This is a genomic window from Bradyrhizobium sp. McL0615, from assembly GCF_049993905.1.
Taxonomy (GTDB): domain Bacteria; phylum Pseudomonadota; class Alphaproteobacteria; order Rhizobiales; family Xanthobacteraceae; genus Bradyrhizobium.
Genome location: NZ_CP188254.1, coordinates 5032507 through 5046368 on the forward strand (window position 1 = coordinate 5032507; position 13862 = coordinate 5046368).

12 protein-coding genes and 1 tRNA gene are annotated in these 13862 nt (G+C 62.3%); 7 read left to right on the plus strand and 6 right to left on the minus strand.

Features of this window, described 5'->3' with window-relative positions; all coding sequences use genetic code 11:
- Positions 1 to 74: 74 nt before the first annotated feature.
- Together ACPPVP_RS23790 and ACPPVP_RS23795 are read right to left on the minus strand one after the other, a co-directional pair.
- Positions 75 to 704, minus strand: a complete 630-nt coding sequence (locus ACPPVP_RS23790; RefSeq protein ID WP_426524984.1) for a hypothetical protein — start codon at positions 702 to 704, stop codon at positions 75 to 77.
- Positions 705 to 1060: 356 nt separating this feature from the next.
- The gene (locus ACPPVP_RS23795; RefSeq protein WP_426524986.1) at positions 1061 to 1294 is read right to left on the minus strand and encodes a hypothetical protein; all 234 of its coding nucleotides are present in this window, start codon (positions 1292 to 1294) and stop codon (positions 1061 to 1063) included.
- Positions 1295 to 1641: 347 nt separating this feature from the next.
- On the opposite strand from ACPPVP_RS23795, the gene ACPPVP_RS23800 reads away from it, so the two are divergent.
- On the plus strand, positions 1642 to 2598 hold the full coding sequence (locus ACPPVP_RS23800) for an MBL fold metallo-hydrolase (protein ID WP_426524988.1): 957 nt from the start codon (positions 1642 to 1644) through the stop codon (positions 2596 to 2598).
- A gap of 26 nt (positions 2599 to 2624) precedes the next feature.
- On the opposite strand, the gene ACPPVP_RS23805 is transcribed toward ACPPVP_RS23800, so the two are convergent.
- Both ACPPVP_RS23805 and glmU read right to left on the minus strand, forming a co-directional pair.
- Complete coding sequence (locus ACPPVP_RS23805) at positions 2625 to 3089, minus strand: hypothetical protein (protein ID WP_426524990.1); 465 nt, start codon at positions 3087 to 3089, stop codon at positions 2625 to 2627.
- 1366 nt (positions 3090 to 4455) lie between these two features.
- Entirely contained in the window at positions 4456 to 5814 is a 1359-nt protein-coding gene (gene glmU, locus ACPPVP_RS23810; RefSeq protein ID WP_426524992.1) for a bifunctional UDP-N-acetylglucosamine diphosphorylase/glucosamine-1-phosphate N-acetyltransferase GlmU, read from the minus strand.
- Between the two features lie 168 nt (positions 5815 to 5982).
- Between glmU and ACPPVP_RS23815 the strand changes: the two genes are divergently transcribed.
- Together ACPPVP_RS23815 and ACPPVP_RS23820 are read left to right on the plus strand one after the other, a co-directional pair.
- Positions 5983 to 7344: a hypothetical protein gene (locus ACPPVP_RS23815; protein ID WP_426524994.1), complete on the plus strand. Its 1362-nt coding sequence runs from the start codon at positions 5983 to 5985 to the stop codon at positions 7342 to 7344.
- A gap of 96 nt (positions 7345 to 7440) precedes the next feature.
- Positions 7441 to 7821, plus strand: a complete 381-nt coding sequence (locus ACPPVP_RS23820) for a hypothetical protein (RefSeq protein ID WP_426524996.1) — start codon at positions 7441 to 7443, stop codon at positions 7819 to 7821.
- On the opposite strand, the gene ACPPVP_RS23825 is transcribed toward ACPPVP_RS23820, so the two are convergent.
- A complete protein-coding gene (locus tag ACPPVP_RS23825) occupies positions 7781 to 9343 on the minus strand; it encodes a beta-(1-6) glucans synthase (RefSeq protein WP_426524998.1) in 1563 nt (520 codons plus the stop codon). The genes ACPPVP_RS23820 and ACPPVP_RS23825 overlap by 41 nt on opposite strands.
- Positions 9344 to 9644: 301 nt before the next feature.
- Here ACPPVP_RS23825 and ACPPVP_RS23830 point away from each other — a divergent pair, with 301 nt between their 5' ends.
- From ACPPVP_RS23830 to ACPPVP_RS23845, 4 genes are all read left to right on the plus strand, one after another.
- On the plus strand, positions 9645 to 10229 hold the full coding sequence (locus ACPPVP_RS23830) for a beta-1-3, beta-1-6-glucan biosynthesis protein (protein WP_426525000.1): 585 nt from the start codon (positions 9645 to 9647) through the stop codon (positions 10227 to 10229).
- A gap of 219 nt (positions 10230 to 10448) precedes the next feature.
- The gene (locus ACPPVP_RS23835; protein WP_426525002.1) at positions 10449 to 13121 is read left to right on the plus strand and encodes a glycosyltransferase; all 2673 of its coding nucleotides are present in this window, start codon (positions 10449 to 10451) and stop codon (positions 13119 to 13121) included.
- Positions 13122 to 13266: 145 nt separating this feature from the next.
- Positions 13267 to 13342 (plus strand) — tRNA-Lys (locus ACPPVP_RS23840).
- 92 nt (positions 13343 to 13434) lie between these two features.
- A complete protein-coding gene (locus ACPPVP_RS23845; RefSeq protein ID WP_426525004.1) occupies positions 13435 to 13569 on the plus strand; it encodes a hypothetical protein in 135 nt (44 codons plus the stop codon).
- Here ACPPVP_RS23845 and ACPPVP_RS23850 read toward each other — a convergent pair.
- On the minus strand, positions 13566 to 13769 hold the full coding sequence (locus tag ACPPVP_RS23850; protein ID WP_426525006.1) for a hypothetical protein: 204 nt from the start codon (positions 13767 to 13769) through the stop codon (positions 13566 to 13568). The two genes, ACPPVP_RS23845 and ACPPVP_RS23850, sit on opposite strands and share 4 nt — an antisense overlap.
- Positions 13770 to 13862 lie beyond the last annotated feature (93 nt).

Consider the following 13862-nt stretch of genomic DNA (forward strand, 5'->3'; position numbering starts at 1 on the left):
AGCTGATGATCTCGGACCGCTTCCGAGTGGAAAGCCGGATCACGTGACAACGCTGGACCGCCAATCGGCAGGCTCTAATATCCGCGGCGCTGTCGTTCCCGTTCCCTCTCCCGAATTCGCATGTCGTAGACGCGACTGTCGCGTTCAAGTTTGTATCGTTGCGAAGCCGCGTCACGGTCCCTCATGGAGCTTTCGATACGATTATTTGCGACCTCGGAGCGGAATTTTGCCGCGTCGTATTCTCGCTTGGCGGCAAGCGCCTTGACGTTCGCCGAGGCTTCTTTCGCTTTCAACTCGTTCATCCAGTCATCAACGTAAGTCCGAGCCGAGTTTGAACCAACGGTCTGCTTGATAGGTGGTGGATCGGCATGATTGAACAAAGTCGGGTTCGCGGCCCTTGCTGCAGCTATTTTGGCCACTTCTTCCTTGCAATTGGGGAGAGCCCCGGCCAGGTGGCATCCGTCGTTGACGGCTGGAGAAGCCAGGCCTTGCTGCGCCGATGCACTTGCCGTTTTGGCACCTTCGGCAGGCGCACGGGCTCGGCTGTCGAGCGCCACCGCAGCAAAAAACGTTGCGCTGCAAGTTGCAACGACCATCAAGGCCATTCGCCGGCTGTGAATTTTTAGAAATCGAAGCGGAACAGCTACCGCGATCAAGCCAACCAGAATTCCGAGAAGCGACAATAGGCCGACAAAGGCATTCATTTCGTGTGCCCCCTGCTCTTGCTCGATCCTTAGCTGAGGTGCTTGAAACGGCGGTTAGTTCATTAGATAAACATCTAATGGTTGCACTAATAGTGCGTGCACAATCCACGGGCGTCGCCTTCCGCGACCGGGTCGAGCCAGCGGCAAGTCCGCGGGTGTCCACTATGCCGCGTTTCATTGCTCATGATGATTAGGCCGCACAGCGGCGGTCTCACCATGTGAAACCGCCCGCGGCTTTCATCCTTCGCGACGCGCGCTGCGCGGCCACCAGCGTGAGGGTTTGACGGCCACGACGCAGTCAACGGCAGCGGTCACGTCCGTTTCGGCCAGATGAAATGCGCCAGTTCGCGAACGCGCTAGCGAACTCTGAGGATTGCCTTGGCCTGTTCCAGAACGACTTCAGCCTTGCCGTGCTGTCCGGCACTGTGGAACGCCTCGCCTTCATTGCGCAGCTTGATGACCTGCGCTCGCTGTGCCGGTGTAATTTTTGCCGTCGGCAGCGCCGCATTGATTTTCTGGACATCCTGCGGATGCTTTGATTGAGCCATTGCAACGTTCGTCAACGCGACCAACGCGATTGCGATCAACATTCCAAATCTCAATGTCGCCTCCCCATGAAATTGTTTAGGTCACGTTTTTGATAATCACGGAGGCTATGGCAAAAGCCGAATGAGGGCAACGAAACGCGGCGGCTATCCCCGGAGACGCCGCAGCAAGCAAGGGGGATCCGCTTACCATCAGCGTCTTTGCGTTACCGCTCCCGATGCGGCGAGACGGACTCAGGAGGCAGGCTGCGCGGTGACAGTGCCCTTATATGCGCCTCGCCAGCAACCTTGGCTTGACGCCGAATCTGGCGAAATTGACCATGCCGGACATTGACGGTCTCACAATTAAGGATGAGGCTCCCGGGTGTAGGCACCAACGGAAGGCTGCGATCATGTCCAGGACGCTGTCGTCATTCGTCGCGTTGTTGTGCCTCCTTCTTGGCCCGACCGTCAGTGCGCAGACCAAGGCTGACGACGATTTCAGGGTCACGTTGCTCGGCACTGGCACGCCTATCCCCGATCCGGATCGGTTCGGCCCAAGCACACTGGTAGAAGCGGGAAATCAGAAACTGCTTTTTGACGCAGGGCGCGGCGTGCCTATCCGCTTGCGGCAACTTAAGGTGCCGCTGGGCAACATCGATGCGCTCTTCCTTACCCATTTTCATTCGGACCACACGGCGGGGATCCCCGATCTCTGGCTCACGGGGTGGTTGGGGTTCAACCGGAAGAAGCCATTCCGGGTGATTGGCCCGGTCGGCGCCAAGGCGCTGATGGCCAACCTTGAAAAAGCCTACGCGCTCGACATCAAAATCCGGCTGGAGGACGAAAAACTGCCGCTCGAGGGCGTCGCAACGGCCGCCGAGGAATTCGAGCAGGACGGCGTCGTCTATGACAAGGATGGCGTCAAAGTGATTGCATTCACGGTCGATCACGGGGCGGCGATCAAGCCTGCCGTCGGCTATCGCATCGAATACAAGGGCCGCGCGGTGGTGATTTCGGGCGACACCCGTTACGACCAAAACGTCATAAAGTATGGCGCCGGCGTTGACCTGCTGATTCACGAGGTCTGCATCGCACGACCTGAATTGCTGTCAAATATTTACATCCAGCGCGTCGTCGCCCACCACACCAGTGCCCGGGAAGCTGGCCAGGTGTTTTCCTTGACCAAGCCGAAATTGGCCGCCTATTCGCATCTGGTCTTTCTCGCCAGCGACAGCATTCCTCGGGCGAGCGTTGACGATATCGTGGCAGGAACGCGCGAAACCTATAGTGGCCCGCTGGAGGTTGGTGCGGACCTGATGTCCTTTGAAATTGGCGATACCGTCACGGTGCGCCCACGCAATCCGTAGGCGCTCCGTTCCGAGAGCGAGTGACCCTAACCTTGGGCGCCGATCGCCAGTAGCCGTGATGGAATGTACGCGACATCAATGCTGATGCCGTCGCCGTTGAGAGGGTTCGCGGTGTAGACCGCGGACACGGACAGCTCCAATGGGCTCGCGATCGACAGAATGGCGATGGTGAGCGGGGCCTCTCCGCTCGGGGCCGGCAGCATCTCCGCGATGCGGCAACAATCGTCCATCGTCGCCGCCAGCGGCGGAAGGATGATGGTCTCGACCTGGCGTTTTGGAAGCGTAAGGGGGTTCGTGACGTCCGGCTCACGCGCAAGAACGGCGCCCATGTGGATCAACGGTTGAACGAACTTCAGAACCGGCGCCTGAACAAGATTGAAATTCTGAATGTTGACCTCGGTCGCGTACAGGCCCGGCCGGGTGCCGGCGACACAGCAACAGTTTTCCCCGGTCTGTTTGCCGCACACGATCTTCACGCTGTAGGTGAACAAGCCCCGCTCCGCGGCGGCGGCATGCATTTCGCGCAGATTATCGAGAAGCGGATGAGTCTGGCGGTCGGCGTTTGCGTGGGTTTGGTTCGTAGCCATTCGACCTCCGAAGAGTTTGAGGGTTGAGCAGTACGAGCATCATGATCCATTCAACCCACGAGTGTATGAGTTGGCTCACACGCCGACAGAGATGACTTCACGAAATCGGCACTGTGCGGAGAGTCGTCGAACCATGAAATCATGGCGCACGTGGAGCGCATCATCCATCGGCCCGCTATCGGGTGACGGTCATCAGTTTCCATCAAAATGCAATTGAGCCATTCACCAGAAATCGAAATGCGCAAGCCTGCGTTTTGTCTGCGCGAAGAAATCGACGAATGACATTGCGCAGGAAGTTCGCGGAAGACGGACGACTGAATGCGTATGGCGTGGGCGGACGTAAAGTACCAACGCTCTCGGGATCGCATCGAGGCTTGTTACGGCGCGCCATTGATTTGCTTTCGTGCGCCACGAGCGAGCTCCGCCAAATCCAACCTAGGCTGGCGACGGGACGAGCTCAGTGATGAAAGCAGCAGTTGCTCAAACAGTGAACTCGTTCACAGCCACTTGCGCTCTTCCGGTACATAACGTGCGTGCGGAGGGCACACGCTATGACCCAACCTGCAAAACGCATACCCACATGGCTCACGATTGACGTGCTGGTGATCGTCATATCGCTGGCGATTATCGGGATAGGGATAGGAATCGGGATTGCTCCCTAGGCCATGAATCTGAACCGGACCCGACCGCCATGCCGCCAGCGCCGGACCATTTCGACCCGCCCGTCGCCGGCGGTTTGCTGACCATAGCCGGCAAGCGGCGTCCTCTCGCGGGCCGCTCAGCCTCCCGGCCGTGAGGCTTGCCGGCGGTCATTCGCGCATCGGCTTGCTGCATTCTCCTTTTGTCGAACAGTATTCCTCCGGCGTTGGAAGATCCTGTCACGTCGTGTCATGTGCTACGTGCCGAACTTCCAGTGAGGGCGTATGAGTAGCTTTAGTCGTGCGCAGGCTTTGCTTCAAAGCGCTGCTGAAATGGCCAGGCTGATTGTTGAACTCTGTGATCTTCGAACGCGGGTACAGCGGGCAGAGGCGGGTGCGCTTGCCAGCGGCCATGTCGCCGCGAGAAAGTCGCGCGGCGCTGCTGCCGATTTGAGCCGGCGCGCGGTTGCGGCGAGGGCGAGGCCGCGTCGGGATCGTGCTTCACGTGCCGAAAAGACCCGCCGCCGCTCGGGCAGCCACCGTGCGAATAGATAGATACAAGCCGCGCCCACTCCTTAAGTCGTGCCAGCCGCAACCGGCGGGTAGAACCTGAGATCAACCCTGCCCCGCGCTCACCCCTCCTTCGGCTTCTTCGCCCGCATCTTCATCTCGCGGTACCGCTTGGCGCCGCCCTCGCGATTGTTCTGCGGGCTGCGCTCCACCGCCATCGCATCGTCCGGCACGTCCTTGGTGATGACAGAGCCCGAACCGATATAGGCGCCGTTGCCGATCTTCACCGGCGCCACCAGCGAGGAGTTGGTGCCAACGAACGCGCCCTCGCCGATCGTGGTCTTGTGCTTGAAGAAGCCGTCGTAGTTGCAGGTGATGGTGCCGGCGCCGAGATTGGCATTGGCGCCGACATGGGCGTCGCCGACGTAAGAGAGATGGTTGACCTTGGCGCCCGCCTCGATCGTCGCGGCCTTGGTCTCCACGAAATTACCGATCCGAACGCCCTCGCCGAGCGAGGTGCCGGGGCGCAGGCGCGCATAGGGGCCGACGGAGGCGCCTCTGCCGATCGAGGCCTGCACGATGTGCGAGAACGAATGGATCACCGCGCCGTCGGCGATGCTGACCCCGGGGCCGATCACCACGAACGGCTCGATAGTGACGTCGCTGCCGAAGGTGGTATCGGCTGCGAGATGGACCGTCTCCGGCGCGATCAGCGTCACCCCGGCGTCCAGCGCCGCCTTGCGCAGCCGCGCCTGCATCACCGCTTCCGCCTCGGCGAGCTGGCTCTTGGTGTTGATGCCGCGCACTTCGTCCTCGCTGGTTTCGATCACGACGGCCTCCAATCCCATTTCCCTGACGATAGCGACGGCATCGACCAGATAATACTCGCCCTTGCTGTTGGCGTTGCCGATCCGGTCGAGAATTTCCAGCGCGCGATGGCCGTCGAACGCCATCACGCCGGCATTGCACAGCGTAACCTTGCGCTCTTGTGCCGTCGCATCGGCATGCTCCCGGATCGCCATCAGGCGATCGCGCTCGAGCAGCAGCCGGCCGTAGCCGGTCGGATCGGCGGCACGGAAGCCGAGCACGGCGAGCGCTGCACCCTGCGCCAGCGGCGCGCGCAGCCGCGCAAATGTCTCGGCCGAAATCAGCGGCGTATCGCCGAACGCCACCAGCAGATCGTCGGCGCCGCCGGTGATGGCCGCACGGGCGGCCAGCACGGCATGCGCGGTGCCGAGGCGTTCGGCCTGAACGAACGTCGCCGCATCGGGGCGGATGCGCTTGACCTCCTCAGTGACCGCCTTGTGGTCCGGCCCGATCACCACCGCGAGAGCAGCGCCCGCTCCGTGCGGGGCGGCGTCCAGCACATGCGCCAGCAGCGACTGGCCGGCGATGGGGTGCAACACCTTCGGCAATGAGGACCGCATGCGGGTGCCCTCGCCGGCCGCAAGCACGATAGTCAGGCTGGATCGAGCGGTCATTCTATTCCCTAACGGACAATTCGGATGGCGCCGGGCCGTCTTTAATTGTTTTCCCCCGGAGATCAAACCGAATCGCCGCCCGTAAACCGCCGGATTCAAGTGGGCGGCGCTTTTCCTGTTAATGTTTACCTTGTGATTCGGCAGGGCCTTGAGGAGGGCCGAGGGCGCTTGGCCAAAAAACCAGACCATCTTCCGGACTTCGAGGCGGATGACACCGGTGGCGTGCTGAGCAACCTGTTGGCCGAGGAAGGCGAATTCGACCGCCGCGCGCTGTGGCGGATCGGATCCTGGGGCGTCGGCGCCACGGCCGCGGTGATTCTGGCCGTGATGGCCAACCAGTCGTCGCTCGGGCTCAAGCGCGATCAGGTCGCCGCCGTCGATCTGACCCGACAGGCGCAGCAGATCCAGCTGGTCGCCAGGGAAAGCCAGAACGAGGCGCGGCGGCTTGCCGCCGCCATCGAGACGCTCAACAACGATCGCGACCGGCTGTACACCCGGGTCACCGGCCTGGAACAGGGGCTCGACTCCGTCACCGGGGCGGTAGCCCGCCAGGGTTCCGGTGCGGCTTCGCCGGCTGTTGCACATGCGGAACCGCAGGCCGGCCAAAATCCGCAACCCTCGCCGGCCGTCGCGCCGGTAGCGACCGCGCCAACCACGCCCGCCGCGGACAAATCCATCGCCGCCACCGCCGAGCCCGCGCCATCAGCCGTTTACTCCGGCGCCAAGGATGCAGCGAAAACCGACGCCGCCAAGGCGGAGAGCGCCAGGCTGGAAGCGGCAAAGGCCGAGATGACGAAAGCAGATCTGGCGAAAGCAGATCTGGCGAAAGCAGACTTGGCAAAGGTAGAGGCGGCAAAAGCAGAGGTGGCAAAGGCCGATGCCGTCAAGCCGGAGCCCGCCAAGCCTTCCCCCGCCACGCCCTTGATCGCGGCGCAGTCGATGATGGCCCCGCCCGATCCCGCGGCCAGCAAGCTGGTCGAACCGGGCAAGGCGCCAAACCCGGTCATTTCAGGCCCGATCCCTGACGTCATGGCCTCGGCGGCCGACGCCGAAGCCGACGACGATGCTGCGCCAAAAGTCTCGCTGCGGCGAACCGAGTTCGGGGTCGACCTTGGCACCGCCAATTCACTGAACGGCCTGCGCATGCTGTGGCTCGGGCTGTTGAAATCGAGATCGAACGCCCCGCTGTCGGCATTGCGTCCGATCATCGTCATCAAGGAGAGCAGCAATGGGCTGGGCATGCAGCTTCGCCTGGTCGCCGGTCCCTTGAACGACGCCGGCGCCGCCGCCAGGATCTGCGCCGTCCTGACCGAAAACAAGCGGCCCTGCGAAACCACAATCTTCGACGGCCAACGGCTATCGCTGAAGGCCGATGATCCCTCGCCCGCGGCTGCCAAGCCGACCTATCACCGGCGCGGCATCGCCAAGCGGGCGGCGGTCGTCGAGGAGGTGTCGAAAAAGCCGGAAGTGCCGCCGGCGACAACGCAGGCGACCCTGTCGTCCTTCTTCAACCGGAAAAGCGCGCAATAATCTTTTGACACCAGCGCGTTACGCCGAATTTTTGACATGCTCTGCCAGCATTGGCGACCGCTTGTCCCGGCAACCAATCCCGACCATATTGCCCCCATGAAAAAATCCCCGTTCCGGCTCACCCCCTATCAGGTGCAATTCCTGCTGGTGGTCGGCTTCATCACCGTCGGCTACGCTCTTTATTTGCGCTACCTCGCGGTCGAGTTCTCAACGGTTGCGCTCGCCTGCGACGCCGGTCTGCAAACCATGCTGTGCAAGTCGCGGACGCTTGCGACCTATTTGTTCAAGAATTCGGTGTTCGGCATCGTCGCGCTGATCATTGCGACGCTTCACGTCATGCGGCCGTCGATCGTGCTGCTGACCGGCGGGCTGATCGCGGCGGGACTGGGGATCGTGCTCTACAATATCGTGCTGTCGGGACTTGCGGTCGGCCTGCTCATTTTGGGATTTGCACGGCCCGCGCCCGCCACAGCGTGAGCGCCAGCAGCACATAGACCGCGCAGGTCCACATCGACTGCCAGTTCTGGTTGCCCTCGTTGATGCCGGTGAACAGCGCGGCTGCCACCAGCAGGCCGGCAAACGCAGATTCGGCGATCGGGCGCACGCCCTCTTTCGGCCGGTTCAGCAGCATCAGGGCTGCGAACGGCACCACCGCCATGGTCAATGAGGCGAACGGAAAATCGCGGTAGCGCGGGTCGAACGTAAAGCCGAGCGCGGTTCCCGCCGCAATCAACGTGGTGACGACCAGCACGAGACCCAGCAGCACCCCGTTGGTGCGGTAATCGCGCGGTCCGAGCAGTTCGAGGAATGTCGGCAGCGGCCGTCCCGACATCGCAGCGTTCGCGCACAGCAGGGGCGACGCGATCGCCGCCGCCAGCAGCGCCCCCCATTGCAGCCAACCGCCAACGCCGTAGCTCTCGTAATACATCTTGTCCGCGGCGATCCCGAGCAGCATGCCGGCGGTTGTCGCCGACGTCCCGACCGCGACCCACGCGGCCAGCCGCGGCTTCCACGGCCGCCGCCGCAGCGTCAGCCAGCCCGCCAGGAAGACCAAGGCGCTCAGCGCCATCCCGCATCCCATCTGCAGCTTCCAGGCCGGATAATTGCTGATCGGCTCGCCGGGCGGATATTTCACCGCGCGCTGCGCGTCATCGATCATGCCCCAATAGCCGCCGACGGTGCCCTCGAGCTGGCGCTTCCACGGCTGGTCGTAGGCCTCGATCAAATTGACCCGAAACTTTTCCCGCTTTGCGAGGTCGAGGATTTCGGACACGACGCGCGCCTGGTTGGTGCGCGACGGCAGCGCGCCTTCGCGCATCCGCCCGGCACTCGGCCAGCCGGTTTCGCCGATCAGGATTTCCTTGTTGGGAAACGCCACCGCCATCCGCTTGCGGATATCGTCGACGTGGCCGGCGGCGAATTTCGCGCGCACCGGGATGTCTTCCCAGTAAGGCAGGATGTGGATCGTGACGAAGTCGACGGCGTCATAGACCTCGCGGTTGCGCAGCCAGAATTCCCAGACATCGGCATAGGTCACGGGCACCGTGACCCGCGACTTGACCGAGCGGATGTTGGCCGCGAGATCCGACGTCGTCATCTCGCCGCGCAGCAGCACCTCGTTGCCGACCACCAGCGCGGTAATGACGCCCGGGTGCTCCTTGGTCAGTTCGACCGCGATCGCCATCTGGGCGAGGTTCTTGATCCGGTTGCTGGAGAGCCAGATGCCCTGGATCACCTTCAGCCCGACCTTGGCGGCCAGGGCCGGTACTTGGTCGAGCCCGTTCTCGATCGAATAAGTCCGGACGCAGTCGGTGATCTTGGCAAGCTGCGCCAGATCCTGCGCGATCTGTTCAGGCGAGATCTGCGTGGTCGGGACCAGGGGCGTCTGGGTGCCACGGAACGGCGCGTAGGAAACGCATTGCAGCTTTGCGTTGGGATCGATCGGCGCGCGCGCCAGCGTAATCGGCGTGGCCAGCCACCACCAAAGAGCCGCGATCATACCTAGCGATGAAAGGAGAAGCGCCAGCGGCGTACGAAAAGAAATCGGTTCCATCCTCCGGGCGGGGACCGTCGATTACCCGTTCATCGGCGTCCTGCCAAGATGTACGGTACCCCTATTCCGCCGCGTCGCCTGCGGCAGTTTTACCACCACCATGATAAAGTTGTGACTTTGCTGGACAAAATCCGAAATACCCGTCATTTGAATCGCTGAGCGTGTCCGCCGTATTGGAGACCAATTTGGCGGCAACAAGCCAGACCATCACACCGGCCGCGGGCGGCTGAAACTAATCGGGGAATGTATGCGTCGACGGGTGCGTGATCCAAGAGTTGCGGTTTTGCGGGGTTTCGCCGCTGCCGGCCTGGCCCTCCTGATCGGATCGGCTGGCGCGTTTGCCCAGAGTGGCACCCCGGCCCCCCAGGATCAGTCCGGCAAGCCGGCCGCCAATGCCGCCGACGCCAACAAGGACAACCAGCGCAAGTCCGACGAATTCGTCGAGGCGGCCCAGGCCATCAACGGCCCGGGTGGAAACCCCGAATGCGTCTGGCTCGGCCGCCGGGTGGTTCGCCTGATGTGGCGGGACGACCTGGATACCGCGTTCCGGCACCTCGATCTCTACGACCGGTTCGGCTGCCCTGGCGGCCATGTCCAGGCGGCCTTCCGCTGCCTGACCCGCTTCGGCGGACAGATCGATCCCAAGGTGGCCGAAACCCTCGACAGCCGCATCCACGTCTGCTGGATCAACCCGGGCGCCCAACCCCAGGCTGCGGCGGCGGCCAACCCGGCGCCAGCGGCGGCCCCTGCGACCGCCGGCAATGCATCGCCGGCGCCGCTCGCCTCGCCCTCACCGGCTCCCGGCGCAGCACCTGCCCCCCCGGCGAAATAGACGTCCGGCATTCAGGCTGCGTTCAGCGGAACGTTCCTAATGATGCGGCGTTTGGATTGGCCGCGCCCTGGAAACGCTGTCCTTAAAAAAGTCACGGCGTCATTCCAGTTGTGAAATCGCAGGGCAGGACTATCCTTAAGATGCCGCCGTGTCGGTCGAACCTAGGGGACAGGTTCGCTTCCCATAAATAAAATGCAGCCCCGTATGGTTTAGCCCTCGATGCGTGCCGTCGTTGCCGTTCTGCTGTTCGTAACCGCAGCTCACGCCGGGCTGTGGGGCCTGTTTCAGGAAAAGCAGGCGGCACCCGACTTCCGGGGCATTTTGCCGAGCGTCTCCTACACGCCGTTTGAACCCGGCCACGTCGTAATCGAAGGCATCGACTCCGAAAAAGTTCGCGCCGATCTGAAGAAGTTCTCCACCCTGACGCGGGCCGTTCGTCTGTACTCCTCGTCGGAAGGCAGCGAATTGGTACCGCCAATTGCCGCGGAATTCGGCATGAAGGTCACCCTGGGCGCTTGGATCAATAAAGATTCGGATCGCAATGACCGCGAAATCGAGGCCGCGATCAGCTTGGCCAAGCACAACAACAACGTGAACGGAATCGTAGTCGGCAACGAGACCATTCTCACCGGCCTGCAAAAAGTCGATGAGCTGATCGAGAAGATCAAGAGGGTCAAGAAATCCGTCAACGTTCCCGTCACGACCGGGGATGTCTGGAACACTTGGCGCGACAATCCGGACCTGGCGTCCAATGTCGATTTTATCGCCGCCCACGTGCTGCCCTACTGGGAAAACTTCACGGACAAGCAGGCTGTGGATCAGGCCGTCGATCGCTATCAGCTCTTGCGCAACCAATTTTCCGGCAAGCGGATCATGATCGCTGAATTCGGCTGGCCGAGCGCTGGCTATAATTTGGCGAATGCTGATCCCGGCCCGTTTGAGCAGGCCTCCGTGCTGCGCAATTTCGTCACCCGCGCCGAAGCGATGGGTATGGAATACAACATCGTCGAGGCGGTCGATCAGCCCTGGAAAACCTTCGAAGGTGGCGTCGGACCCTACTGGGGCATTCTCGATGCATCTCGCGAACCGAAATTCGCCTGGACCGGGCCGATCGTGAACGAGAACTACTGGAAGCTCGCCGCGATCGCGCTGTTGGTCGGCATCCTGATGTCGCTGCCGATCCTGCGGTTGGAGCAGCCGACCCCGATGCAGGCCTTCATGCTCTCGGCCGCGGCCAATGGCGTCGGCGCCTGGACCTCGACCGTGTTCGCTTTTTGGGCCGGGCACTATTTCGTGTTCGGCTCGGCCTTCGCGCTGACGCTCGGCCTGATCCTGCTGGTGCCGCTGATCCTGATCGCGATGGCCCGGATCGACGAAATCGCAGCCGTTGCGTTTGGTGTCGGCCCTCGCCGGCTGATCGCCAAGACCGCGACGCTGGCGCCCGCCACGATCGGCGAAGGCGTCACCTTCCCGAAAGTGTCGATCCATATCCCCGCTTATTTCGAGCCGGTCGAGATGCTCAAGCAGACGCTCGATGCGGTCTCAAAGCTCGACTATCCCAACTTCGAATGCGTCTGCATCATCAACAACACGCCCGATCCGGAGTTCTGGCAACCGATCCAGGACCACTGCCGCACGCTCGGCGAACGCTTCAAGTTCATCAATGCCGAGAAGGTGCAGGGCTTCAAGGCCGGCGCGCTACGCATCGCCATGGAGCGCACCGCCGTGGACGCCGAGATCATCGGCATCATCGACGCCGACTATGTCGTGCATCCGGACTGGCTGAAGGATCTGGTTCCTGTGTTCGCCGACCCGCGCGTCGGCCTGGTGCAGGCGCCGCAGGAGCATCGCGACGGCGACCGCTCGCTGATGCACTACATCATGAACGGCGAATATGCCGGGTTCTTCGACATCGGCATGGTTCAGCGCAACGAGCATAACGCCATCATCGTGCATGGCACGATGTGCCTGCTCCGCCGCGCGGCGATGGACATGGCCGGCGGCTGGTCCAGCGACACCATCTGCGAGGACACCGATCTCGGCCTGACCATCCAGCAGCAGGGCTGGCTGACGCACTACACCAACGTGCGCTATGGCGAGGGCCTGCTGCCCGACACCTACGAGGCGTTCAAGAAGCAGCGTCACCGCTGGGCCTATGGCGGTCTCCAGATCGTCAAGAAGCACTGGCGGCGCTTCCTGCCCGGCGCAAGCCGGTTGTCGCCGGACCAGCGCCGCGAATTCTCGCTGGGCTGGCTGAACTGGCTGGGAGCCGAAAGCCTCGGCGTGGTGGTCGCGATCCTCAACCTGATCTGGGTGCCGATCGTGGCGTTTGCCGACATCGCGGTTCCGGACAAGATCCTGACGCTGCCGATCATCGCCTCCTTTATCGTCTCGCTGGCGCACTTCCTCGCGCTCTATCGCCTTCGGGTAAAGATCAAGGCCGGCCAGATGCTCGGCGCCATGATCGCGGCCATGAGTGTGCAATGGACGGTGTCGCGCGCGGTGGCGCAGGGCCTTATCACCGAGCATATCGCCTTCGCCCGGACCTCCAAGGGCGGGTTGTCGCGCATGTCGATCGAATTCCAGGCGTTCTGGGAAGCCGTGATCGGCGTGCTGCTGCTGGTCGGCGCCACGGTGCTGGTCGTGACGAACGGCTACAAGCAGGTGCGCGAGATCTACATCTTCGCGGGTGTACTGGTGCTGCAAAGCCTGCCGTTCCTCGCGGCGGTTGCGATCGCGCTGTTGGAAAACTCCCGCACCAATTCCTTCGCCTTCTGGCGCAACAGCGCGGTGCGGACGGCGGAACTGATCGGCCTGCGCCCGGTCCGCCTGCCGACGGTCAGCAACCAGTCGCAGCCGGTGGCATCCGAAATCCGCCGCGAGGCCAACTGACGCGTGGATGAAGCGGCCCGGTCCGCTTCAACAAGCCTCGCTAAGCGCCACGGGTACAAGGACAATTTGGGTTGCGCACGTGCCGCTTTTGTCGCGCCGGCACTATTGACCCGCAGGGGCCCGCCCCCTACACAGCGCGGCAAGTGAGCGCGTAGCTCAGGCGGTAGAGCACGTGACTTTTAATCATGGGGTCGTGGGTTCGAGTCCCACCGCGCTCACCAAGCAAAATCAAAGACTTAAGACCGGAAAACCTCTTCTGAAAAGGAAGAGGTTTTTCTTGTGCACACACCCTGCACACCGATGGAGGTGCGTCATGGATGACGCCGATACCATCGGACTCGCCGTACTGTTTATCGCCGTCGTGACATTGCTGGGATTGGCTGCTCTGTTCGCAGCAGCCGTTTCAATCTCGGCGAAGGTCAACAAGCTCGGCAGCAGCATCGATTAGCCGACGCCGTAGGGCTTGTTCAGGAAGTAGTCCCGGTTTCCTAGCGCCTTCTCGGCGTACTGATCTATCGCTACCGAGATCGCCTGGACGTGCTGATAACAGTGTCCCTCACGCGTAGCCCGTTGCCGCAGTTCGGCTAAGGCCGTAAGCCAAGGCGAGTTGTCCGCCTTCTCGTCGTGCCAATTGAGCGGATCCGGCATCCATATCGCTCCTTCATTGCTCTCTGGATTGTCCGAACGAGTCCCTCAGCACGGCGCCCGAGCTGGTCGTAGAGCCGAAGCCGCCTGAAGAGG